19 protein-coding genes and 1 pseudogene are annotated in these 24227 nt (G+C 66.4%); 11 read left to right on the forward strand and 9 right to left on the reverse strand.

Annotation, left to right across the window (positions count from 1 at the left end):
* The first annotated feature begins 449 nt into the window (after window positions 1-449).
* On the forward strand, window positions 450-2063 hold the full coding sequence (gene gshA, locus BBJ41_RS12725) for a glutamate--cysteine ligase (protein ID WP_069746685.1): 1614 nt from the start codon (window positions 450-452) through the stop codon (window positions 2061-2063).
* 164 nt (window positions 2064-2227) lie between these two features.
* Here the strand turns inward: gshA and BBJ41_RS12730 are convergent, their stop codons facing one another.
* Together BBJ41_RS12730 and BBJ41_RS12735 are read right to left on the reverse strand one after the other, a co-directional pair.
* The gene (locus BBJ41_RS12730; protein WP_069746686.1) at window positions 2228-2539 is read right to left on the reverse strand and encodes a DUF4148 domain-containing protein; all 312 of its coding nucleotides are present in this window, start codon (window positions 2537-2539) and stop codon (window positions 2228-2230) included.
* A 708-nt stretch (window positions 2540-3247) separates the two neighbouring features.
* Window positions 3248-3976 (reverse strand): annotated as a pseudogene (locus tag BBJ41_RS12735) (LysR substrate-binding domain-containing protein); the annotation flags it as partial.
* Window positions 3977-4208: 232 nt separating this feature from the next.
* Here BBJ41_RS12735 and BBJ41_RS12740 point away from each other — a divergent pair.
* Window positions 4209-6380, forward strand: a complete 2172-nt coding sequence (locus BBJ41_RS12740) for a phosphocholine-specific phospholipase C (RefSeq protein WP_069746687.1) — start codon at window positions 4209-4211, stop codon at window positions 6378-6380.
* 195 nt (window positions 6381-6575) lie between these two features.
* Entirely contained in the window at window positions 6576-7304 is a 729-nt protein-coding gene (locus BBJ41_RS12745) for a phosphonate utilization associated transcriptional regulator (protein WP_069746688.1), read from the forward strand.
* A 93-nt stretch (window positions 7305-7397) separates the two neighbouring features.
* Here the strand turns inward: BBJ41_RS12745 and BBJ41_RS12750 are convergent, their stop codons facing one another.
* The 5 genes from BBJ41_RS12750 to BBJ41_RS12770 all read right to left on the reverse strand — a co-directional run bounded on the left by BBJ41_RS12750 (window position 7398) and on the right by BBJ41_RS12770 (window position 14053).
* On the reverse strand, window positions 7398-8786 hold the full coding sequence (locus tag BBJ41_RS12750) for an FAD-dependent oxidoreductase (RefSeq protein ID WP_069746689.1): 1389 nt from the start codon (window positions 8784-8786) through the stop codon (window positions 7398-7400).
* Window positions 8787-8904: 118 nt separating this feature from the next.
* Window positions 8905-10035 (reverse strand): 2-aminoethylphosphonate--pyruvate transaminase, encoded by a 1131-nt coding sequence (locus tag BBJ41_RS12755; protein WP_069746690.1) that lies wholly within the window; start codon window positions 10033-10035, stop codon window positions 8905-8907.
* Window positions 10036-10083: 48 nt separating this feature from the next.
* Complete coding sequence (locus tag BBJ41_RS12760) at window positions 10084-11811, reverse strand: putative 2-aminoethylphosphonate ABC transporter permease subunit (RefSeq protein WP_069746691.1); 1728 nt, start codon at window positions 11809-11811, stop codon at window positions 10084-10086.
* Window positions 11808-12899, reverse strand: coding sequence for a putative 2-aminoethylphosphonate ABC transporter ATP-binding protein (locus BBJ41_RS12765; RefSeq protein WP_069747684.1), 1092 nt, complete (start codon window positions 12897-12899; stop codon window positions 11808-11810). Before BBJ41_RS12765 ends, BBJ41_RS12760 begins: the two co-directional genes overlap by 4 nt.
* Window positions 12900-12997: 98 nt before the next feature.
* Complete coding sequence (locus BBJ41_RS12770) at window positions 12998-14053, reverse strand: putative 2-aminoethylphosphonate ABC transporter substrate-binding protein (protein WP_069746692.1); 1056 nt, start codon at window positions 14051-14053, stop codon at window positions 12998-13000.
* A 209-nt stretch (window positions 14054-14262) separates the two neighbouring features.
* Between BBJ41_RS12770 and phnA the strand changes: the two genes are divergently transcribed.
* The 5 genes from phnA to BBJ41_RS12795 all read left to right on the forward strand — a co-directional run bounded on the left by phnA (window position 14263) and on the right by BBJ41_RS12795 (window position 19397).
* A complete protein-coding gene (phnA, locus tag BBJ41_RS12775) occupies window positions 14263-15501 on the forward strand; it encodes a phosphonoacetate hydrolase (RefSeq protein WP_069747685.1) in 1239 nt (412 codons plus the stop codon).
* A 29-nt stretch (window positions 15502-15530) separates the two neighbouring features.
* Window positions 15531-16985, forward strand: coding sequence for a phosphonoacetaldehyde dehydrogenase (gene phnY, locus BBJ41_RS12780; protein ID WP_069747686.1), 1455 nt, complete (start codon window positions 15531-15533; stop codon window positions 16983-16985).
* A gap of 179 nt (window positions 16986-17164) precedes the next feature.
* Window positions 17165-17947 (forward strand): amino acid ABC transporter substrate-binding protein, encoded by a 783-nt coding sequence (locus tag BBJ41_RS12785; RefSeq protein WP_069747687.1) that lies wholly within the window; start codon window positions 17165-17167, stop codon window positions 17945-17947.
* 14 nt (window positions 17948-17961) lie between these two features.
* Window positions 17962-18642 (forward strand): amino acid ABC transporter permease, encoded by a 681-nt coding sequence (locus BBJ41_RS12790; RefSeq protein WP_069746693.1) that lies wholly within the window; start codon window positions 17962-17964, stop codon window positions 18640-18642.
* Window positions 18639-19397, forward strand: a complete 759-nt coding sequence (locus BBJ41_RS12795) for an amino acid ABC transporter ATP-binding protein (RefSeq protein ID WP_069746694.1) — start codon at window positions 18639-18641, stop codon at window positions 19395-19397. Before BBJ41_RS12790 ends, BBJ41_RS12795 begins: the two co-directional genes overlap by 4 nt.
* Before the next feature lie 24 nt (window positions 19398-19421).
* Here the strand turns inward: BBJ41_RS12795 and BBJ41_RS12800 are convergent, their stop codons facing one another.
* Window positions 19422-20237, reverse strand: a complete 816-nt coding sequence (locus tag BBJ41_RS12800; RefSeq protein WP_069747688.1) for an alpha/beta fold hydrolase — start codon at window positions 20235-20237, stop codon at window positions 19422-19424.
* Window positions 20238-20318: 81 nt separating this feature from the next.
* Here BBJ41_RS12800 and BBJ41_RS12805 point away from each other — a divergent pair, with 81 nt between their 5' ends.
* On the forward strand, window positions 20319-20933 hold the full coding sequence (locus BBJ41_RS12805) for a CGNR zinc finger domain-containing protein (protein WP_069746695.1): 615 nt from the start codon (window positions 20319-20321) through the stop codon (window positions 20931-20933).
* 49 nt (window positions 20934-20982) lie between these two features.
* On the opposite strand, the gene BBJ41_RS12810 is transcribed toward BBJ41_RS12805, so the two are convergent.
* Window positions 20983-22032 carry a DUF3592 domain-containing protein gene (locus BBJ41_RS12810; RefSeq protein ID WP_069746696.1) on the reverse strand — a complete coding sequence of 350 codons (1050 nt, stop codon included), beginning with the start codon at window positions 22030-22032 and terminating at the stop codon, window positions 20983-20985.
* Between the two features lie 858 nt (window positions 22033-22890).
* Between BBJ41_RS12810 and BBJ41_RS12815 the strand changes: the two genes are divergently transcribed.
* Both BBJ41_RS12815 and BBJ41_RS40395 read left to right on the forward strand, forming a co-directional pair.
* Window positions 22891-23343, forward strand: coding sequence for a 3'-5' exonuclease family protein (locus BBJ41_RS12815; RefSeq protein ID WP_069746697.1), 453 nt, complete (start codon window positions 22891-22893; stop codon window positions 23341-23343).
* Between the two features lie 514 nt (window positions 23344-23857).
* Complete coding sequence (locus BBJ41_RS40395) at window positions 23858-24091, forward strand: hypothetical protein (RefSeq protein WP_167362198.1); 234 nt, start codon at window positions 23858-23860, stop codon at window positions 24089-24091.
* Window positions 24092-24227 lie beyond the last annotated feature (136 nt).

The raw sequence follows: 24227 nt of genomic DNA on the forward strand, positions 1-24227 counted from the left end.
CCGGGCAACGCCGCGATGCAACCCGTTGAGCAGGCTGTGCCACCATGCGCCGGCTGCCCGCCGGATGCGGGTCATCACGGCGATTCCGCGAATCCGGCGCCTGTCTGATGCCGGGCGCGCAACGCGCCCGCCTGCCTTTTTTCCCACCGCGTATTTGGCCGGTTCTGCGGCATGGTTGCACCTGCCGCCGCCCGTCCATGCGTTACGTTCCATCCGACGAATCCGCGTGACCGACGTGCCGGTTGGCGCTGCCGGGAACCGGAGACACAAGACGCGACGGCCGCGATCGGCCCGTCCGGCGGCCCTCTCCGGGCCGCGCGCCATGCCTGCGGCCACCTCAAGCGCGGGTTTCGGCGAGATGTTAAAGTGCCCGCTACCAACGAAGCGACCAACAATCCAGCCGGCCGCGCGCGGCGTTCTGCGCGCGGCCGTCACGCACTTGCGTCTCCATGTCGAACACCATGACTCACCGCCAGTCCGAACTGCTGCTGAATCGCCTCGAAGCACTGAGCTCGGGCCCGACGCGGCAGCATCTGCCCGACGGCCTGCGCGGCATCGAAAAGGAAAGCCTGCGCGTGACGCGCGACGGGATGATCGCGTTCTCGCCGCATCCGCGCGCGCTCGGCTCGGCACTCACGCACCCGGCGCTGACGACCGACTATTCCGAAGCGTTGATCGAACTGATCACGCCCGCGGAACCCGACGCCGCCATCACGCTCGAACGCCTCGACGATCTGCATCGCTACGTTTATGCGTCGCTCGGCGACGAGATGCTGTGGAACGACTCGATGCCGGGCCTGCTACCGGCCGACGACCAGATTCCGATCGCCGACTACGGCACGTCGAACATCGGCCGCCTGAAGACGGTGTACCGGCGCGGGCTTGCGTATCGCTACGGCCGCACGATGCAGTGCATCGCCGGCATCCACTACAACTACTCGCTGCACGAAGAAGTGTGGCGGCGCCTGCACGCGGAAGAAGGCTCGACGGCCACGCTCGTCGATTACCAGTCGGAGCGCTATCTCGCGCAGATCCGCAACTTCCGCCGCCGCAGCTGGCTGCTGATGTACCTGTTCGGCGCGTCGCCCGCGCTCGACACGAAGTTCCTGCGCGGCAAGCCGAACAAGCTCGAGACGTTCGACGCCGACACGCTGTACCTGCCGTATGCGACGAGCCTGCGGATGAGCGATCTCGGCTACTCGAACACGACCGCCCAGGCCGCGCTGCACGTCGACTACAACACGCTGCCCGGCTATCTCGACGCGCTGTCGAAGGCCGTGAGCGAGCCGTATCCGGCCTACGAGGCGATCGGCACGCATCGCGACGGCGAGTGGATCCAGATCAACACGAACGTGCTGCAGATCGAGAACGAGTTCTACTCGACGATCCGGCCGAAGCGCGTCACGTATTCGGGTGAGCGCCCGCTGCATGCGCTCGCGTCGCGCGGCGTGCAGTACATCGAAGTGCGCTGCCTCGACATCGATCCGTTCGAGCCGACCGGTATCGCGCTGGAAACCGCACGCTTCATCGATGCGTTCCTGCTCGCGTGCGCGCTCGACGACAGCGGGCCGCTCGACTGTCCGGCGTACAAGGAAGCGAACGCGAACTTCGGCAGCGTGACGATGGAAGGCCGCAAGCCGGGGCTCACGCTGTCGCGCGACGGAGAGCCGGTCACGCTGCAGGCGTGGGCGGACGATCTGATGGCCGATATCGAAACCGTCGGCCGCCGGCTCGACGAGATTCGCGGCGGCGACGAGCATGCGCGGGCGATCGCCGCGCAACGCGAGAAGCTCGCCGATCCGGAGCGCACGCCGTCGGCGCGCGTGCTGCGCACGATGCGCGAGAACGGGCAGTCGTTCCTCGCGTTCGCGCTGGCGCAGAGCGAAGCGCATGCCGCGCATTTCCGTGCGCATCCGCCGTCGGCGGACACGCTGCGCACCGAGCAGGCGCTTGCCGCGAAGTCGCTGGCCGAACAGGCCGACATCGAAGCGAAGGAGGCCGGATCGTTCGACGCGTTCGTCGCGGCCTATCGCGCTTATACGCTGAACCGCTTCAGCGTCTGACGACCGCGCATGCGGCCGCACGCCTGGGTGGGCGGGCCGCGTGTGTGCCGGGCGGCGCAGGGCGCGTTACGCGGTAACCGCTGCCGGTTGGCTGCGCGTCGGGCAGCGCCGGCAACACGGCGGCTCATCGCGCCGTAGCGCGATCGATCCGGGTCAGACAGCCATCAATGATGGGCGTACGTGCCGCGATCGATCGCGTGCGGCAGCGCCGGCTTGCCCGATTCCACATTTGCCCCGCCGTCGCTGCCGTAACCGGCATCCGCACCGCGCGCCTGCGCGGCACGCTGCATGATCGCCTGCATGTTCTCCGGAAAGTCCGGACTGCTCGCAAGGCTCGTCCGGTAGCCGGCGGCCTCCAACTCCACGAGTTCCTGGCGGACCTCCGCGCGCGTCAGCGTCGATGCGGCTTGTGCGTGGGCCGCGAAGGCCGCGCCGATCAGCACGAACGCGCATGTCGCGTGTTTCATCGTCTTCATCGTGTTTGCTCCGTGAGGTTCCGGTGCCGAGCCGTCGTTGGCGGCGCGGGCGGAATCGATGCGGCCAGTCTAGGCTTCGGATGCCAAACGAAACATCCCCGCGGCAGGCAGGCACCTTTGTTGCACGTGCAACATTGCGGGGGAGATGGCGCTGCGGGCGGGAATGAGTCGTTCGCGGCTGCCTTCCTGGCGGGCGCGACAGGTATCCGCCAACTGCCGGTCATCGTGCGGCGAACGGTTCGTATCGGGTCGTCACGCATCGGGCTTGTCCCCCCTTGTACAAGCGCCACGCGCCTCCTAACCTCTTTTAAGCGACTGATCGGTTGGCCGTGCAACGTGGTTGCGCGCGCAAGCGTCCGATCGTCGCCGCGATTGCAGAGCGCCTTGTACTGAATCCGGGGGCACGCCGAAGCGCCAGCCCGGGTCGCCGGCCCAAGGCATGGGACCCGAGCAAGCGCCAAAGCGCCAACCCGGGTCGACCGCCCAAGGCATGGGACCCGAGCAAGCGCCAAAGCGCCAACTCGGGTCGACCGCACAAGGCATGGGACCCAAGTAAGCGCTAAAGCGCTAACTTGGGTCGACACTGGAGACACGATGAACCCCACCGACGCCCTACCGCCCGGCATCGTCTTCGCGCAGCCGCTGACGCCGGTCGCCCACTCGCTGTTCCTGTCCTTCCTCGTCGCCGTGATCCCGATCGCCGTCGCGCTGATCGCGCTCGCCGAGCGGAAACAGGCTGCCGCCCACGCCGTGCAGGATCGCCTCGCGGATCGCTTCGCGGCTGCCGATCTCGGCAACCGACGAGGCCGCGACGCCGGCCGCCGCGAGGATCGTCTCCGTGCAGCGGCGCGTGACCGAGCCTTCTTCGCGAATCAGCAGCCGCACGTCGGCGAGCTGTACCGGGTCGATCGCGTCGAAACGCGCGAGCGGATGGTTGCGGTGCACGACGAGCACGAGCGGATCGGTCGAGATCACCTTGCGTTCGAGGCCGTCGGCGTCATTGCGCTGCGACGATACCGCGAGATCGATGCGGAATTCCTGCAGCGCCTGCAGGATCTCCTCGGAGTTGCCGATCCGGCACGTGAGCGCGATCGACGGATGCGCGTTCGAGAAGCGGCCGACTGCATCCATGATGTAGTACGGGCCCGTCGCGCCGATCCGCAGATGGCCTTCGAACAGGCCGCCGACGTTGCGCAGCATGATGTCGGCCTGCGCCTCGAGCGCGATCATCTTCTCGACGAGCGGCAGCAGCTCGATGCCCGTTTCGGTGACTTCGAGCTTGCGGCCGCTGCGGTAGAACAGCTCGACGCCGTACACCTGCTCGACCTGCCGGATCTGCGCGGCAATCGTCGGCTGGCTCACGCCCAGGTGGCGCGCGGCGCGCGTGATGCTGCCCTGCCGGACGGTCGCGTGGAACGCCTTCAGCTGATCGAACACGACTCGGCTTCTCCCCCCACTTCATCGCGCGTCAGCGTAGCGCATGCGTGTGTCGGCCGCATGAAAGACGCGTCGTGCGTCGCTTCGAAAAATTCTTGTGGGTAGCCCAAAGAAACCTGCGGTAACCGGTCACGGCCGGGACATGCCGGTGCGGGGTAATAGCGGGTAACACACCGACCGCCGGCCCCGCTCGACCGGCACCCCCACTCCTACCGACAACAGGGTTCCCTTCATGTCTTCGAACAATCGACGCGATTTCCTGCGCCTTGCCGCGCAGTCGGCCGGCGCGATGGCCGCCTACGCGGGCTTTCCGCCCGCGATCCGCAACGCGCTGGCGATGCCGGCCGCCTATCGCACCGGTACGATCCGCGACGTCGAACACGTCGTGATCTTCATGCAGGAAAACCGTTCGTTCGACCATTACTTCGGCGGGCTGCGCGGCGTGCGCGGTTTCAACGACCCGCGCCCGCACCTGCTGCCGAGCGGCGCGCCGGTGTGGCAGCAGCCGCCGGCGTCGGTGTTCACGAAGAACTACCATTCGCGCGGCCTCGATCCGTCCGCGCCGTACGTGCTGCCGTTCTACCTCGACCCGAAGCAGACGACCGAATTCCAGCCGGGCACCAACCACGGCTGGAGCAGCGGCCACCTGTCCTGGAACAACGGCCAGTGGGACCAGTGGGTGAACCAGAAGCAGGACGTGCTGACGATGGGCTACCTGAAGCGCCAGGATCTCACGTACCACTACGCATTGGCCGACGCGTTCACGATCTGCGATTCGTACTTCTGCTCCGCGCACGCGGACACCGCGCCGAACCGCATCTACCTGTGGACCGGCACGGTCGACCCGCGCAACATCTACGGCACCCCGCCGAACGGCCCGGGCATCGGCGAGCGCGACGACGTGAACGGCTACACGTGGACGACCTACGCCGAACGCCTCGAGAACGCGAAGGTCAGCTGGAAGGTGTATCAGGGCGGCACGGGCATCCCGGGCGACCCGACCGACAACTACACCGACAACTCGCTGATGTTCTTCAAGAAGTTCCAGGTGAAGGAAGGCGCGAGCGGCCCGCTGGTCGACAAGGGCGCGTCGGATCACACGCTCGCCGAGCTGAAGGCCGACGTGCAGGCGAACCGGCTGCCGCAGGTGTCGTGGATCGTGTCGCCGTACAAGTACAGCGAGCACCCGCAGGCCTCGCCGACCGACGGCGCGTTCTACATCAACATGGTGCTCGAGGCGCTGACGTCGAACCCCGAGGTGTGGGCGAAGACGGTGTTCATCCTCAACTACGACGAGAACGACGGGCTGTTCGACCACGTCGTGCCGCCGGTGCCGCCGGTGACGAGCGGCGTGGGCGGCCAGGGCATCGTGTCGTCGAACCTGCTGTCGAACCTCGGCGACGAGCTGCTCGACCTGAACAAGTATCCGGGCGAGATGAGCCCGCTCGTGCCGGGCGCGGACCCGGGCGGCATCCAGCCGATCGGCCTCGGGCCGCGCGTGCCGCTGATCATCATCTCGCCGTGGACGAAGGGCGGCTGGGTCTGCTCGGAGACGTTCGACCACACGTCGGTGCTGCGTTTCCTCGAAGCGCGTTTCGGCGTGAAGGAGCCGAACATCAGCGCATGGCGCCGGTCGATCTGCGGCGACCTCACGTCCGCCTTCGACTTCTCCGCACGGCCCGACACGCGCACGGTGAGCTTCACGGTGCCGCAGCACATCGCGACGGCCGGCCAGGCGTACCAGGTGCCCGCGCAGCAGTCGATGCCGGCGCAGGAACCCGGCACGCGGCCCGCGCGTGCGCTGCCGTACGAACTGTTCGTGCACAGCCGCGTGAGCGGGCACGACGATGCCGTGTCGCTCGATTTCGCGAACTCCGGTGACGCGGGCGCGGCGTTCTACGTGTACGACCGCCTCAATCCGGCGACGCAGCCGCGCCGCTACGCGGTGTCCGCACATGACCGCTTCGTCGACACGTGGAGCACGTCGGCCGCGCGCGGCGCCTACCATCTCGCGGCGTACGGCCCGAACGGCTATCTGTGCGAATTCCAGGGCAACACGCGGCTTGCGGCGGACGGCCGCCACGCGAACCCGGAAGCGAAGATCGGCTACGACGTGCGCAACCGCCACGTGTACCTGCAACTGCGCAACAGCGGGCGCGCGACGTGCCGCGTGACGGTCGACAACGCATACAGCCACGCACATGCGCGCACCTACACGCTGGAGCCGGGCGAGCGCGTCGAGGATCACTTCGAGCTGTCGTCGAGCCACGGCTGGTACGATCTGACGATTACCGCGACGACGCTGCGCGGCGGCGACGACAAGGTCGTGCGCCGCTTCGCGGGCCACGTCGAGACGGGCCGGCCGAGCCACAGCGATCCGGGGCCGGTGAAGCACACGGCCTGACGGTCGGCATGCGTCGCGCGGTTCGGGTGCAGCCTGCCGGCCGCGCGGCAACCGCCTGCCGGTGACATTCCGGCAGGCGGGATTGGTTTTTGGAAACTGAAAACTGTTGACAATGTGTCGGGCCGAGGGTATATAAGGATCATTCGCCGATATGGCGCCCTCGTTTTCATCCGCAGCCCTGCTGCCTGCCCGACCATGACCTCCCCGAACGCGCTCAGCGCCATCGAACTCCTGCAAAGCCAGTCGCTCGCGATGATCGTCCAGGACATGCTCGAGCGCGCGATCGTCTCCGGCGAATACGCGCCCGGCGAGAAGCTCAACGAAGTCGAGATCGCGACGAAGCTGAACGTGTCGCGCGGCCCTGTGCGCGAAGCGTTCCGCGCGCTCGAACAGGCCGGCCTGCTGCGCAACGAGAAAAATCGCGGCGTGACCGTGCGCGTCGTGCCGCTGCGCGAGGCCGAGGAGATCTACGAAGTGCGCGCGATGCTCGACGAGTCGGTTGCGCGCGCGCTCGCGCAGCGCATTTCGCCCGACACGCTGAAGATCCTGAAGGGCATCATCCAGTCGATGAAGGACGCCGCGAAAACGCACGACGTCACGCGCTATACCGAGCTGAACGTGCAGTTCCACGACGCGATGGTGGTCGGCGTCGGCAATACGCACCTCACCGATACCTATCGCCGGCTCGTGCGCCAGCTCGGCCTGCTGCGCCAGGCCGCGATCGAGGCCGAGGAGGATGCGATCGCCGTGTCGGCGGCCGAGCACGACAAGATCGTGCAGGCGCTCGCGAGCGGCGACGGCGAGAAGGCCGTCGCGCTCGTGCGTGAGCACGTCTCGCACGGCCTGGCCCGGATGCGCCGCACGCACGAGCAGGGGCTGCCGGCGACGGGCAAGGCGGCGCGCGAGAAGACCGCGCGCGCGTAGGCGCCGGGCAACGCTCGCGCGGGTTGCCGCGCAAAAGCAAAGGGACGCTTCGCAGCGTCCCTTTTTCATTGCGTCGTTACCGTCGTCGCATCGTCACGCCTTGTCGGCCTTCCCGGCCGCGCTCGCGAATTTCGCGAGCCACGTATCGACGGCCGACGGTTGCCGGCTTTCGTCTTCCGCGCGTTCCTTGCGGCGGATCGCATTGCGCACGACGTGCGCACCGACATAGCGGATAGGCTCCGGCGGGAAGTGGCCGAGCGGGCCGCGCACGATCGGGCTGCGCGTCCACGCGTTGTCGAGGCCGAGCACCAGCGACGACAGGATTTGCCCGCCCATGTAGGTCGGCCCGACGCCGTTGCCCGAATAGCCGAAGCCGTAGAACACGTTCGGCGCATCGTCGAGGCGGCCGAAGAACGGGAAGCCCGTGACCGAGCGATCCGACGGGCCGTTCCAGCTCGCGGTGACCGGCACGCCCGCCAGCGACGGGAAGAACTCGCGCAGGCTTTGCGTGAGCTGCGCCTCGTATGGTGAGCGCAGGTCGAACACCGGCGCGATGCGGCTGCGCCACGAGAACGTGTTGCCGCCCTTGCCGAGCATCAGCCTGCCATCGGCGGTGGTGCGGTAGTAGTAGACGAAGATTCGCGAATCGAGCACCGACACGCCGTCCACGAGCCCGGTTTTCTCGAGCAGTTCCGGGCATTTCTCGGTGATGACCATGTCGCTCGACACGACCGCGATCGTGCGCTCGAACTGCGGGAAGCGGCTCGCCATCCACGCGTTGATCGCGAACACGAGCTTGCCCGCCGTGACGCTGCCGGACGGCGTGCGCACGACGGCCGGTTGACCGGGCGTGAAGTCGAGCATCGGCGTGCGCTCGTAGATCCGGATGCCCATCGCGAGCGCGACGCGGCGCAGCCCGCGCACGAGCTTGCCGGGATGCACGGTCGCGGCGATCGGCGAATAGACGCCGTCGAGATTGCGCGCGGAACCCGAGCGGCGCGCGACTTCCGCGGGCGGCAGCGGCTCGTAGCTGTGGATGCCGCAGGCGGCGAGCGCGTCGAGCACCGGCGCGAGCGTGCCGACCTGCGCGCGCGACGTCGCCGTGTACAGCGTGCCGTCGAGCCGCAGCTCCGCATCGATGCCGTGCGCGCGGCAGAAATCGGCGATGTGCTGAACGGCGGCTTCGGACGCCTTCACGAGCCGGATCGCCTCGGCTTCGCCGAACAGGCGCCGCAGCGTCAGGAATTTCGCGGACCACGTGAGCAGGCATCCGCCGTTGCGGCCGCTCGCGCCCGCGCCGCACAGGTCGGCTTCGACAATCGCGATGTCGAGCGCCGGGTTCTGCTGTTTTGCCTGGATCGCGGTCCAGAGCCCGGTAAAGCCGCCGCCGACGATGCAGACGTCGGCCTGCGTCGCGCCTTGCAGCGCGGGGGCGAGATCGCCGTCGTTGAACAGTGCTTGTTCGATCCAGAAGGGTCGCATCGGTTGTGTCTTCAATAAGGGTCGGGGCCATGCAGCGCACGGCCGGAAAAACGCAGCCGTCGGGTGGCGACACCCGGCGGTTGGCCGCATGCACGCGCATGCGGCCGGGCAAATCGCATCAGGCTGCCGCTTCGGCCGACACGCGCCGCACGCCCATCGCGCGCAGCGTGTCGGCGATCGCCGCGACGGCGCCCGGAATGCCGGCCTCGCCGAAGTGGCCGATGCAGCCGACGCGGAACGTCTCGACTTCGGTCAGCTTGCCCGGATACAGAATGTAGCTGCGCTTTTTGACCTCCTGATAAAACCGCTTGAAGTCGTAGTTCGGATCGTCCGGCGCATGGAACGTGACGATGATCGGCGCCTGGATCGCCGGATCGAGAAACGGCCGGAAGCCGAGCGCGAGCATCCCGTCGATCAGCGCGCGATAGTTGCGCTGGTAGCGGCCGCCGCGTGCGGCGAGCCCGCCTTCGTCGACGTATTGCGTGACGGCCGCATCGAGCGCCGCGACCACGTGCGTCGGCGGCGTGAAGCGCCACTGCGTGGTGCGCTGCATGTAGACCCACTGGTCGTACAGGTCCATCGCGAGCGAGTGGCTGTTGCCTTCGCAGCGTTCGAGCGTGCTGCGCTTCGCGATCACGAAGCCGAGCCCCGGCACGCCTTCGAGGCATTTGCCGGACGCCGCGATCACCGCGTCGAACGGTGTCGTGCGCGCGTCGATGTCGATCGCGCCGAACGAACTCATCGCATCGACGATCAGCCCGCGCTGGTGCTTCGCGACGATCTGTGCAATCTCGTGCAGCGGGTTCAGCACGCCGGCGCCCGTCTCGCAGTGCACGAGCGCGACGTGCGTGATGGTCGGGTCGCCGGCGAGCGCGCGCTCGACGTCGGCCGGATCGACGCGACGATCCTCGCTGTAGTCGATCGTCGTCAGCCGGCGGCCGAGCACGCGGCAGATCTTCGCGATGCGCTGGCAGTACGCGCCGTTGTTCGGCACGAGCACGTGGCCGTCGCGCGGCACGAGCGTGCCGATCGCGGCCTCGACCGAGAACGTGCCGCTGCCTTGCAGCGGCACGCATTCGTGCGTGCCTTCGCCGTGCACGATCTGCAGCAGGCGTTCGCGCAGCCGCGCGGTGATCGCGTTGAAATCGCTGTCCCACGATCCCCAGTCGCGCAGCATCGCGTCGCGCGTGCGATCGGAAGTCGTCAGGGGGCCGGGGGTGAGCAGGATGGGCTGGGCGGCGAGCGTCATGGTGTCTCCTTGGTGAAGTCGGGACGTCACGTGAATGCGGCGAAAGGATCAGCGGCGATGCGGGTGGCGCCAGGCCTGCGTGCGGCGCAGCAGGCGGTGCGAGATGCATGCGAACAGCAGGCACGCGCACGACGACGTCACGAGCACGAGCGTCGCCATTGCGGCGGCCGGGCCCATCTGGCCCGCGTCGTCGAGGTTCAGGATCGCGACCGACGCGGGCTGCGTGTCGGGCGAGTACAGGAACGCGACGGCCGAGACCGTCGTCATCCCGTTGACGAACAGGTAGCGCGCGATCAGCAGGATCGCGGGCAGGCACACGGGCACGGTGACGCGCAGGAAAGTCTTGTAGAACGGCACCTTCAGCGACGCGGACACGGCTTCGAACTCGCTGTCGATCTGCCTGAGCGCGGTGACGGCGGTCAGGTGGCTCGACGCGTAGTAGTGGACGACCGTGACGATCGCGAGCAGCCACAGCGAGCCGTACAACCCGTTCAGCGGGTTGCCGGGCGCGTTGAACAGGAAGATGTAGCTGATGCCGAGCACGAGGCCCGGCACGCCCATCGGCAGGATCGCGCACAGGCTGATGAAGCCGCGCAGCCAGCGCGCGCCGCGGGTCTTCTCGATCAGGTAGGCGCCGCCGAACACGACGATCGTGCCGCCGATCGCCACCGTCGCGGCCATCCGCAGGCTGTTCTTGTACGCGTCGAAGATGCCGGCGCCGATCAACCCCATCTTGTAGTGCTGCAGCCCGAGGCTCATCTGGTACGGCCAGAACTTCACGAACGACGCGAACACCGAGATGCCGACGACCGCGATGAAGAACGCGCATACGAGCGTGCAGTACGCGAGCATCGCGGCGTCGAAACCGCGCGACGGCTTCGGCTGGTACGGCGTCGAGCGCGCGCCGAGTTGCGACTGCTGGCGGCGGCGGATGAAGAAGTCGACGCCGAACGCGACCAGCGCCGGGCACAGCAGCATCAGGCTCACGACCGCGCTGCGGTTGAAATCCTGCAGGCCGATGATCAGCTTGTAGATGTCGGTCGACAGCACGTTGTACGAGCCGCCGATCACCACCGGCACACCGAAGTCGTTGATGCACATCGTGAACGCGACCATCGTCGCGCTGATCAGCCCGTACTTCGCGCCGGGCAGCGTGATCGTGAAGAACTTGCGCGTGCGGCTCGTGCCCATCGCGTCGGCGGCTTCGTAGAGCCGGCCGTCCGCGAGCGACAGCGCGGTGACGAGGATCATCAGCACGTGCGGGAACGACGCATACACCATGCTCAGCACGATGCCCGGCAGCCCGTAGATCGAGTGGCCGTGCAGCAGCGGCTTGAGCAGCCCCGCGTTGCCGAACCAGTAGATGAACGACACGGCCGACAGCAGCGTCGGCGCGAGCAGCGGCAGCAGCGCGATCGTGCGAGCGGCGTTCTTCAGCGGCATGCACGAGCGCGTCAGCGCATACGCGAACGTGAACGCCATCGGCACGACGATCGCCGTGACGAGCGCGCCCACCGTCAGCGAATGCAGCATCGAGCGCAGCACGCCGCTGTCCTCGAGATACTCGACGAAGTTGTGCGCGCCGACGAAATGCCCGTCCGCGTCGACGAAGCATTTCTGCACGACGAGCGCGAGCGGCAGCAGCAGGAACAGCGACATCAGCGCGGCCATCGCGACGAGCGTGAACTGTGCGATGCGATCGTGCCAGTGCGTGATCTGCCGCACGTCGGCGGGGGCGGACGCGCCGCGGCGGCGCTCGGTCAGGACGGTGCTCATTGCAGTCGCTCCTTCGCGCTCGGGAACACGCGGACATGCTCGCGATCGAGCGCGAGGTCGATGCGCGCGCCGGCCTGCACGCCGGTGCGGTCGACGTCGTGATACGACAGGTCGGCCACGATCTCCTGGCCGTCGAGCCCGTCGATGCGGAAGCTCACGCGGCAGAACGCGCCGAGGAATTCGAGCTTCTCGACGCGGCCGGCCAGCACGTTGTCGGCCGTTTCGCCCGGCACGCGGATGCGCAGGTCTTCCGGCCGCACATAGACCGACACCGCCGCGCCCTGCGCGGGGCGTGCCGCGCCGTGGCCGCAGTCGAAGCCGACGGCGCCCGCGCGCAGCGTGCCATCCTGCGCGACTTCGGCAGGAATCGTGTTGACGCGGCCGATGAAGTCGGCGACGAACGGCGACGCCGGCTGCCGGTAGATTTCGAGCGGCGTGCCGATCTGCTCGATCACGCCGTGGTTCATCACGACGATGCGGTCGGCCATCGACAGCGCCTCCTCCTGGTCGTGCGTGACCATGATCGTCGTCACGCCGAGCCGCTGCTGCAGCGCGCGGATCTCCTGACGCAGCCGCACGCGCACGCGCGCGTCGAGCGCCGACAGCGGCTCGTCGAGCAGCAGCAGGCCCGGCGACGTCGCGAGCGCGCGCGCCAGCGCGATGCGCTGCTGCTGGCCGCCGGAGAGCTGGCCCGGATGCTTGCGATGGCTGTCGGGCAGGCCGACCAGCGCGAGCAGCGTGTGCACGCGCTCGTGGATCGCCTCGCGCTTCATCTTGCGGTTCACGAGCCCGTAGGCGACGTTGTCGTACACGGTGAGGTTCGGGAACAGCGCGTACGACTGGAACACGATCCCGTAGTCGCGCAGTTGCGGCGGCAGCCGCGAGATGTCGCGGCCGTCCTGCATGATCTGGCCGGCGTTCTGCGTTTCGAGCCCCGCGATGATCCGCAGCAGCGTGGTTTTCCCGCAGCCGGACGGCCCCAGGAAGCAGATCATTTCGCCTTTCATCACGCTCAGGTTGATGTCGGTGAGAACCTGCGTGTCGTTGTACCGCTTCTCGATGCGTTCTACGCTCAGATAAGGTGCCATGCGCGCCTCCATGCTGGGGCGGCCCCGGGGGCCGGATTCGACGACGAAAAGGGTGGCGCGGGGCGGCGCGCGGCGCGGCCCCGCTGCCGGTCGCGGCATTACTGCTGCGCTTTTGCCCCGTAGCGCTTTTGCCAGGTGTCGAGAATCGACTGGCGGTTCTTCGCGGACCACACGAAGTCGTTCTTCACGAGCAGGTCCGAATAGTTGTCGGGAATGCCGGCCAGCTTCCGCGCCACGCCCGGATACGCGACGATCGCCCACCAGCGCGCGGTGATCTGGTTCGCGTCCTTGCTCGCCATGAAGTCGGCGAGCTTCTTCGCGGCATCGGGCTGTTTCGTCGTCTTCATGATCGCCGTGCCTTCCATGTCCCAGCCGAGCCCTTCCTTCGGGAACACGAGATCGATCGGCGCGCCCTGCGACTGCAGCTCGTGGCCGCGGAATTCGAACGAGATGCCGATCGGGAACTCGCCGGTGCCGGCGAGCGTGCACGGCTTCGAGCCCGAGTGCACGTACTGCGCGACGTTCTTGTCGAGCGCGTCCATGAATTTCCAGCCTTTGTCGTCACCGAAGGTCTGCAGCCACGCGGTCACGTCGAGGTAGCCGGTGCCCGACGAGACCGGGCTCGGCATCACGATCGCACCTTTGTAGACCGGCTTCGTCAGGTCTTCCCACGACGTCGGTTTCGGGATGTTCTTCGCCTGCGCGGCGACGCGGTTGTAGCAGATCGTCGCGCCCCACACGTCCATGCCGACCCAGTGCGGCGGCGTGTTCGCGTCGCTGTACTTGCGCGTGAGCTGGTCGAAGCCCTTCGGCGTGTACGGCATCAGCATGCCTTGCAGGTCGAGCAGCGTGAGGCTCGACGCGGCGAGGCCGAGCACGACGTCCGCGCGCGGGTTGTTCTTCTCCGCGAGCAGCTTCGCGGTGACCGAGCCGGTCGAGTCGCGCACCCAGCGGATCTCGATATCGGGGTTCGCTTTCTCGAACGCGTCCTTGTAGGGCTTCATCGCCTCGTCTTCCAGCGCGGTATAGACGAGCAGCGACGTCTTCGCGTGCGCCGCCTGCGCGGCGCCGAGCGCGACCGCTGCGGCCAGCGCGAAACGGGCCGCACCCGCCGCCCATGCATTCAAACGCTTGTTTACCGGCACTTCGTTCATCTTCAGACCCCTTGACTGTGGCGCCGCGACACACGGCGGATGAGTGGAGACCAGCCCTCTTGCTGCTACGTTGTTTTGCTTTCTGTTCTCTGCATGTTGTTGACAATCTACAAATCATCAATTTTAATGTCAAGCATGGAAAACACCTCCCTTCGGCGCGACGCGGGCGCCGACGGCTCAACCCCTTCGAACTGAAAGGAATGAACGTCATGACTGAAACGCCTGTATCCGTGGAAGTGAACGGCCGCCGCTACAACTGGATGAGCCGGCCCGTGGTGGTCGTCTGCGTCGATGGCTGCGCATACGAATATCTGGAGGAAGCGGCCGAGGCCGGCGTTGCGCCGTTCCTGCGCACGCTGCTGAAGCCCGGCACGGCGCTCAAGGGCGAATGCGTGGTGCCGAGCTTCACGAACCCGAACAACCTGTCGATCGTCACCGGCGTGCCGCCGGCGATCCACGGGATCAGCGGCAACTACTTCTACGATCGCGACACCGGCGCCGAGGTGCTGATGAACGATCCGAAGTACCTCGTCGCGCCCACCGTGCTCGCGACCTTCGCCGAGCAGGGCGCGCGCGTCGCGGTCGTCACCGCGAAAGACAAGCTGCGGCGCCTGCTCGGCAAGGGGCTCAAGGGCATCTGCTTCTCGTCGGAAAAGGCCGACGAGGCGAGCATCGAAGAGAACGGCATCGACAACGTGCTCGAACTGGTGGGCAAACCAGTGCCGAGCGTGTACAGCGCCGATCTTTCCGAATTCGTGTTCGCGGCCGGCGTGCGCCTGCTCGAGACGCGCCCGATCGACCTGATGTACCTGTCGACCACCGACTACGTGCAGCACAAGTGCGCGCCCGGCACGGAAGGGGCAAATGCGTTCTACGCGATGATGGACACGTACCTGCAGCGCCTCGACGAACTCGGCGCGATCGTCGCGATCACGGCCGACCACGGGATGAACGCGAAGCACGACGACGAGACCGGCGAGCCGAACGTGATCTACCTGCAGGAGCTGTTCGACGAGTGGCTCGGCCACGACGCGGCGCGCGTGATCCTGCCGATCACCGATCCGTACGTCGTGCACCACGGCGCGCTCGGTTCGTTCGCGACCGTCTACGTGCCGGCGTCGGCCGATGCCGATGCGCTGCGCGCGCGTCTTGCGGCGGTGGACGGCATCGAGGTCGTGCTGACGGGCGCCGAAGGCTGCGCGCGCTTCGAGCTGCCGCCCGCGCGGATGGGCGACCTGATCGTGATCTCGAAGCAGGACGTCGTGCTCGGCACGCGCCGCATCAAGCACGACCTGTCGGGCCTCGACGTGCCGCTGCGCTCGCACGGCGGGATCTCCGAACAGATCGTGCCGCTGATCTTCAGCAAGCCGGTCGCCACCGACGTCACGGGCCGCGCGCGGCTGCGCAACTTCGACATCATCGACATCGCGCTCAACCATCTGCAGTGATGCATCCGCATCCGCAAGGGGACACACTCATGAACGCCATTGCAGCATCGACGGACGTCCGCGAGATTCGTCGCGAAGCACTGCGAATCGACGGCGAAAGGATTCATCGCGACGCCGTGATCGACGTGCGCAACCCGTACGACGGCTCGCTGGTCGGCACCGTGCCGAAGGCGACGCTGGACGACGTGCGGCGTGCATTCGCGGTCGCGCGTGCGTATCGGCCGACGCTCACGCGTCACGATCGCGCGGCGATCCTGCGTCGCGCGGCCGACATCGTGCGCTCGCGCACCGCCGAGATCGCGGCGCTGATCACGGCCGAGGCCGGGTTGTGCATCAAGGATTCGACGTATGAAGCCGGGCGCGTGGCCGACGTGCTGACGTTCGGCGCCGGCGAAGTGCTGAAGGACGACGGGCAGATCTTCTCGTGCGATCTGACGCCGCACGGCAAGAAGCGCCGCGTGTACACGCAGCGCGATCCGCTGCTCGGCGTGATCTCGGCGATCACGCCGTTCAACCACCCGATGAACCAGGTCGCGCACAAGATCGTGCCGTCGGTCGCGACCAACAACCGGATCGTCGTGAAGCCTTCGGAGAAGGTGCCGCTATCGTGTTACCTGTTCGCGGACATCCTGTACGAAGCCGGCTTGCCGCCGCAGATGCTGCAGGTGCTCACCGGCGACCCGAAGGAAATCGCGGACGAGCTGATCACGAACCCGGCGATCGATTTGATCACGTTCACCGGCGGCGTATCGATCGGCAAGTCGATCGCGTCGCGCATGGGCTATCGGCGCGCGGTGCTCGAGCTCGGCGGCAACGACCCGATCATCGTGATGGAGGACGCCGATCTCGACGAAGCGAGCACGCTCGCGGTGTCGGGCTCGTACAAGAACTCCGGGCAGCGCTGCACCGCGATCAAGCGGATGCTCGTGCACGAGTCGGTCGCCGATCGCTTCACGGAACTCGTCGTCGAAAAGACGCGCGCGTGGTCGTACGGAAACCCGGCCGATCCGTCGGTCGACATGGGCACGGTGATCGACGAAGCGGCCGCGAAGTTCTGCGAGCAGCAGGTGAACGATGCGATCGCGCGCGGTGCGCGGCTGCTGGTCGGCAACGTGCGTGACGGCGCGTTGTATTCGCCGACGGTCGTCGATTGCGTGACGCCCGACATGCCGCTCGTGAAGTATGAAACGTTCGGCCCCGTGTCGCCGATCATGCGCTTTCGCGACATCGACGAAGCGATCCGGATGTCGAACAGCACCGACTACGCGCTGTCGTCGTCGGTGTGCACGAATCGCTTCGACAACATCACGCGCTTCATCACCGAGCTGGAAGTGGGCAGCGTGAACGTGCGCGAAGTACCGGGCTACCGGCTCGAACTGACGCCGTTCGGCGGCGTGAAGGATTCGGGGCTCGGCTACAAGGAGGGCGTGCAGGAAGCGATGAAGAGCTTCACGAATACGAAGACGTATTCGCTGCCCTGGTAAGCGGGGTGAAAGGCGCCCGCACCGGCTTCGCGGCCGGTGCGGGCGTTATTCGAACGGCTCATATCGTTAGCCGATTTGCGTTTTTGCCGCGCTTCGACGCGTCGGTAGAATTCGCGGACCTCTCGAACGGCACGCGCGTGCCGCGGGATCATTCCCTCCAATCATTCGGGGTCCGCACCATGAAAATCCTTCGCTCCATTCTGGTCGTTGCATTGCTGCAGGCCGCTGCCGTCACGAGCGCGCTCGCGGCCGACGACCTGTCGCAGATCAAGTCGTCCGGCGTGTTCCGGGTCGGCACCGAAGGCACGTACGCGCCGTTCACGTATCACGACGAGACGGGCAAGCTGACGGGCTTCGACGTCGATATCGCGACCGCGATCGCGCAGCGCCTCGGCGTGAAGCCGCAATTCGTCGAAGGCAAATGGGACGGGCTGATCGCGGGCCTCGACGTGAACCGCTACGACGCGGTCGTCAACGAAGTGTCGATCACCGACGCGCGCAAGGCGAAATATGCGTTCTCGACGCCGTACATCACGTCGCATCCGGTGCTGATCGTGCGCACGGACAACACGACGATCCGCTCGTTCGACGACCTGAAGGGCAAGAAATCCGCGAACACGCTGACGAGCAACTTCGGCAAGTTCGCGGCGGCGCACGGCGCGGACGTCGTGCCCGTGCAGGGCTTCAACGAAGCGATCGACCTGCTGACGTCCGGGCGCGTCGACGCGACGATCAACGATTCGCTGTCGTACCTCGATTTCCGCAAGCACAAGCCCGACGCGAAACTGAAGATCGCGGCGACCGGCACGCGCGGTGCCGGCGACGCATCGGGCGTGCTGCTGCGCAAGGGCAGCCCCGAGCTGGTGGCCGCGATCGACAAGGCGCTCGCGGACATCAAGTCGGACGGCACCTACGCGAAGATCTCGCAGAAGTACTTCGGCCGCGACGTGTCGCAGCCGTGACGCGAGACTGAACGATGCCGCCCTGGCTGCACCTGATGGCGGAATCGCTGCGGCCCCTGCTTTACGCGGGGCTCGTGTTCACGGTTCCGCTCACCCTCGCGTCGTTCGCGATCGGCCTGCTGCTCGCGTTCGGCGCGGCGCTCACGCGCCTGTTCGGGCCGCGCTGGGCGCAGGCCGCCGTGCGTTTCTATATCTGGCTGTTCCGCGGCTCGCCGTTGCTCGTGCAACTGTTCGTGATCTTCTACGGATTGCCGAGCGTCGGCATCGTGCTCGACCCGCTGACCGCCGCCGTGATCGGTTTCTCGCTGAACGTCGGCGCGTACAACGCCGAGGTGATTCGCGGCGTGATCGAATCGATCCCGAAGGGGCAATGGGAGGCCGCGTACTCGATGGCGATGACGCGCGCGCAGGCGCTGCGCCGCGCGATCCTGCCGCAGGCAACGCGCGTTGCGCTGCCCGCGCTGTCGAACTCGTTCATCTCGCTCGTGAAGGACACGTCGCTCGCGGCCGTGCTGACCGTGCCCGAGATCTTCCAGGCCGCGCAGCGCATCGCGGCCGTGACCTACGAGCCCTTGATCCTCTATACCGAAGCCGCGCTGATCTACCTGCTGTTCAGCTCGGTGCTCTCCACGCTGCAACGTCACCTCGAAACCCGTTTCGGCCGTCACGCGCTGTTCCAGGCGGAGTTGCGATGATTCGTCTCGAACGCATCGACAAATCGTTCGGCACGCATCGCGTATTGAGCGCGATCGACCTCGCATTGCAGCCGGGCAGCGTGACCGCGCTGATTGGGCCGTCCGGCAGCGGAAAGAGCACGCTGCTGCGCTGCGTGAACCTGCTCGAAGTGCCCGAGGCGGGTGTGCTGACCGTCGGCGATGCGCGCATCGATTTCGCGCCCGGGCGCCGGCCGTCGCGCGACGCCGTGTTCGCGGTGCGCCGGCAGACCGGCATGGTGTTCCAGAACTTCCAGCTGTTTCCGCACCTGAGCGTCGTGCAGAACGTGATGGAAGGGCTCGTGACCGTGCAGCGCTGGCCGCACGAGCGTGCGCGTGAACGGGCGTTCGCGTTGCTCGACAAGGTCGGCATCGCGGACAAGGCCGACGCATGGCCCGCGACGTTGTCGGGTGGCCAGCAGCAGCGTGTCGCCATCGCGCGCGCGCTCGCGCCGTCGCCGCAGGTGCTGCTGTGCGACGAGCCGACGTCGGCGCTCGATCCCGAGCTGTCCATCGAAGTGGTCGAAGTGCTGCGCCAGCTCGCGCGCGAAGGCACGACGATGCTGATGGCCACGCACGACCTGCGCCTGGCTGCGTCGATCGCACACGACGCGGTGTTTCTCGCCGATGGCCGCATCGTCGAGGCCGGTGCATCGCGTGACCTGTTCGGCCGGCCGAGCGACCCGCGCACCGCGAAGTTCATCGCGACGCTCGCGCAAGGCGTGCCGGCGTTCTGACGCGCTACGCGATTCCTGCAGCGCTCAGCGCTGCCCTTGCGTGTCGAGCACTGCTGCGACGATCGCCTCCGGCGCATCTTCCTGGACCAGGTGTCCTGCACGCGGCACCCGGATCAGCTTGCCGTTCGCGATGCGGTCGGCGAGCGCCTGCCCCTGTTCGAGCGGAATCCACGCATCGTCCTCGCCCCACACGATGCGCACCGGAAAATCCGGCGCAGCGTAGCGGGCCTCCGCTTCCTCGATGTAGCGCTGGCGCATCTGCGCGATCTGGCGATAGAACGCGGGCCGGCCGGCCGGCGTGAGCCATGGCGAACGGTAGATCGACAGGGTGTCGTCGCTCAGCGGCCGCGCAACCGCGTTGCCGATATAGGCCGACACGAGCGCGTGATGCGCATACGCCGGCAATCCGGTGAACGCGGCTTCGTGCTGCGCGACATGGCGCACGAACGGTGAACCCTGCGGCGCGATCGCGACCGGGTTCACGAGCGTGAGATCCGCATACGCGATGCCGTCGAGGAAGTGCGCGCGCAACACGGTGGCGCCGCCGTAGTCGTGCGCGAGCACGCGCGGGCGTGTGACGTTCCATTCATCGAGCAGCGCGCCGAACAGCACGTTCTGGCGGCCGAGCGACACGTCCGCGTCGGGCATGTCGGACTGGCCGTAGCCGAGCAGGTCGTAGAAGAACACACGATGACGCCGCGCGAGCCACGGCGCGATCCGTCGCCACACCTGCGACGAAAACGGCGTGCCGTGCACGAGCACGAGCGGCGGCCCTTCGCCGAGCGTGCCCCATGCAATCCGGTGGCCTTCGAAATTGAAACGGTTCGCGAGTTCGAGCATCGGCATCTCCGTGCTAACCTGTTTTGGTTATTAAAAGGTTACTCCGGATTTTTCGGGCGTGAAACCGATAGGCGAAAATAAATGGTTACTCGACACGAGCCCGCGCGACACGCGCATGAATGGGGTGCGGCCGATTTCGTCGGCGGCCATCCGGCGCTGGACTTCCTCAATACGGTGGCCGACACCGGGAAAACGCGCGACGAGGACAAACTCGTCGACTGGCCGGCTGTACGTGCGTGGGCGGAGCAATCGGGCTTGCTGGCGCCGGACGATCTGGCGCGGTTTCTGCGTCATGCGCGGCAGGACGGCGCCGACGAACTGATGGCGCTGCATCGCTTTCGCGAGGATGCGTACGCGGCGATCGCGCACCTGACGGTCGGCGGTGGCGGCAGCGCCGGCACGCGCGCGGCGGAGCGGCTTGCCGTGGCGATCCGCGACGCGATCGGGCGCAGCGCGTTCGACGCGGTTGGCGGCCGGTTCGCATGGCGGCCCGACGCGCGCGCCGCGTCGCGTTGGGTCGATGCGGCCGCGCTCGGCTTCGAGCATCTGCTGCGCAGCGATGATTTCGCGCGCGTGCGGCAGTGCGGCCGCTGTACGTGGTTCTTCGTCGATCGCGGCCGCGGCGTCGGGCGGCGCTGGTGCGACATGCGCACGTGCGGCAATCGCGCGAAGGTGGAGGCGTTCAGGGAGCGGTGATGCGCGCGCCGTTACGGTTGCCGCGCCGCGCGCGACCGGCGCGCGATCGTCATTGTGCGGCTTCGTGCGGCCGATGTTCCGGCCACAGCGTCGCGGCGACGAACAGCCCGGCCGCGAGGAACGGCGCGCCGATCGCGAACAGGATGGCCGTGAGGCCCCAGCGATCCCAGAAGCGGTCGACGACTGCGCGCTCGGGTGTGACGGGGTCGTACAGCACGTCGACGTCATCGCCTTCGTGCAGGCCCGGATGCGACGACGCCGAACCCTGGACGAATGTGATCGGCCGCCCGCTGTCGGTCGTGAATGCGACGATCGCCGAATACAGCGATGTGCGCGCGCGGGGCGACCGCGCGCTTTTCGCGATCTCGACGACATGGCCGGTCGATTGCGCGTAGTGGCGCACGATCTGCCACTGGCGCAGGCCGGTGGCGCCCGCGCCGGCGAGGAAGCCGGTGCCGATCGCGATCGGGATCAGCACGACCGCGATATCCCAGCGGCGCCGCGCCTGCTTGCGTTCGGCGCGGGTCGGCGGCGCGTCGGATTGCCCGCGGCGGCGCTCGCCGGCGATCAGCAGGCCGCCGATCGCGAACGACGCGATGGCGAGCAGTGCCGGCACCGCAGCCGGAAACCAGCGCTGCGCGAAATCGTCGATCAGGGCGGGACGGTCGGGATGGGCGGGGTCGAGCAACACGTCGACGTTCTCGCCGATGTCGTACGCGGGGACGGTCGATGCAGTATTGCCGGCGACTTCGCGGCGCTGGCCGTCGTTCGCGAGGTAGGCGACGATCGGCCGGTACGCGCGCATCGCGTCGCTGTCCTGCACGATGCGCACGACGGTGCCCGGCGCGCGGACCAGATGGCCGGTCGCGCGGCCGGCCGTGACGGCGAGCACGCCGGCCAGCACGAGCAGCGCGACGCCGAGCAAGACCGCGACGAGCGCGTCCTTACGCGGCATGACCGGACCCGCTGCGTGCGGCGCACGGCGGATTCGGGTGTGCTCGGGCGAGCGGCGTGCCCCGACGGACAGGCCGATATCGGCGCAACCAGGCCCTCTGAATGGTCGCGTCTCGTTCACATGCTTCCATGTCTGGCGTCCCATGTTCTCTCAGTGCCGGCGGGCAAACGGCAGTGCCTGCGCCGGTCGTGTGATATTTGTCGGACGATTCTAGCGGAAACGATGCGGAACGGGCGTGCGGATGCTTACCGTGCGTGGGCGCGAAAGCGGGCGACGAAAAGGAAAAAGCCCGGTTAGCTTTCGCTAACCGGGCTTCGGAATTCCTGGTGGGGCGTGAGTGACTCGAACACTCGACCTACGGATTAAGAGTCCCTTGCGAAAGCGACAGTGGTCGATACTGGTCGATATTACCGTTGCTTTCGAGCAACGACGCGACACTGGTCGACTGTATTCGACAGTGCCGTTGACACTTAGTTGACGCTCCAGCCGCTGGGTAGCGCCCGCCCTTTGATCTCGTTGCCGATGCGGAGCGACGGAGACATTGGTAATACCAAGTCGTTGACTCAGAAGGGGTTTTTGGGAGAGATCCCCGGGGCGTGGCACATATGGTTCCTCTTACGATCAGGCCCTGTTAATTGCCTTGCAAGATGGCGGTCGGATACCGCCGTAGCTGCGGCCTACGGTATCGAATATACCCGCTACTCGGTCCGGCGGGCCGCGCTGAGCCGCGCGATCACCCATCGCACGCTGCAGAGGGGCCGTCGCGCTAGGCCGCGTCGATTACGTGCCGGACACTCCTCACGCTAGCCGCCCGGATCGGATCTAGCGCGGCTATCAAGATCTGAGCGTGGCGCTTTCCCAACCCGGGAATCCAATAAAATCAAACACTTGCTGAAAAAGAACGAGCGGGTAGCAACGAGTCGCTAATCGCGACTCCTTAAAAATCAGTCACTTACAGATTTGGTATCCTCGTATTCAACCAGTTTCCCGGAGCGTTCAGCAATGCCGGTGCACGTCTATGTCGACACCGAATTCACGGATTTCATTGACTGCGAGCTCATCAGCATTGGCCTCGTCGCGGACGACGGCCGCGAGTTTTATGGGGAGCGCTCGGATTTCGAACAATCTAGCTGCAGCGAGTTTGTCCGCGCAGCAGTTCTTCCCCAGCTCGGAAAGTACCCGGACCGGGTGTTCACGCGCGATTCTTTGCACACCGAGCTGAGCCTCTGGCTCGATCAATACACCAACGAGCGCGAGCGTCTGCTGTGTTTTGACTACGGTGGCGATTGGGAGCTGCTATGTGACCTAATGGATGGCCCGCCTGCTGGTTGGCGAGCCTGCCGCGTTCAGCTTGATCAGCAGCGCATGGAGGACTACTTTCGCCGCCACGTAGGACGGCACCACGCGCTGATTGACGCTCGCGCAATGCAGTACGCGACCGCGATTGATGAATAAGTGCGCAACTGACGCCTAGTGGTATGTAGGACAAGGCGCCATATACTCGGCGGTCACGTCCCGCCATGTCGAGCATTCTCGATCACTTAGCCACGTCTCCCAGACGACCGGCACGGAGACGCAGAAGGCGCTCGCTCCTATCAACTCGTACACGGATCCAGACTCGTCAGTTCCTCTGCGGGTCTCGTAATCGAAGTGCACGATCCGCATGCTCATGCTGTATCGCGAACGATTCATTTGAGCCTTTCCCGCAAAGTAGCGTGCTCCGTCTGCATCAAACACGAACCATTCAAAAAATCTGATTACGGGATCCGGGGTGGCAATGTCAGGTGGCATAGCGGGTCCTAAATATCGGTGAGAAAGGGGCAACCTTTCAGAAGCGCCTCGGCGACTGCGTCGACGAACATCTCCAATCGTTCGCTACGATTGCGAACACGCTCTGCCCATGTCTTCGCGACCTTTCGGTAGTACATGCGTTGTTCTGTTTTCCACCCCCGTTCGGGTACACGAGGTCATGCATCCCTGTCATATAGACGCGCTCGATATCGAGATCTATGAACTTTTGGTGGTGGTGAATCTGATTGCGTTCGCGAATTTCCTGATCGAACTCCTTGCCGAATTGCTTGATGAATGGACCGAACTGAATGCCATGTTTTGGCACCAAGCGATCGACAGCGTCAACCAGTTGCTTGAGACGCTCTTTGAACTGATAGATGCGGCTGAAGTACAACTCGCAAGCGTTACTTAGGTGCTCATGTCGAGTCACGGGTAAGCCGTTGAATGGGAAACGGCGGAAGTAATACTCGCAGGACCTTACAGAGAGCGCGACGTCGTACAGCTCGAGGTAACGTGTGACGACAGCATGCTGCAGCTCCACGTCAGGG

Source organism: Burkholderia stabilis (genome assembly GCF_001742165.1).
GTDB lineage: Bacteria > Pseudomonadota > Gammaproteobacteria > Burkholderiales > Burkholderiaceae > Burkholderia > Burkholderia stabilis.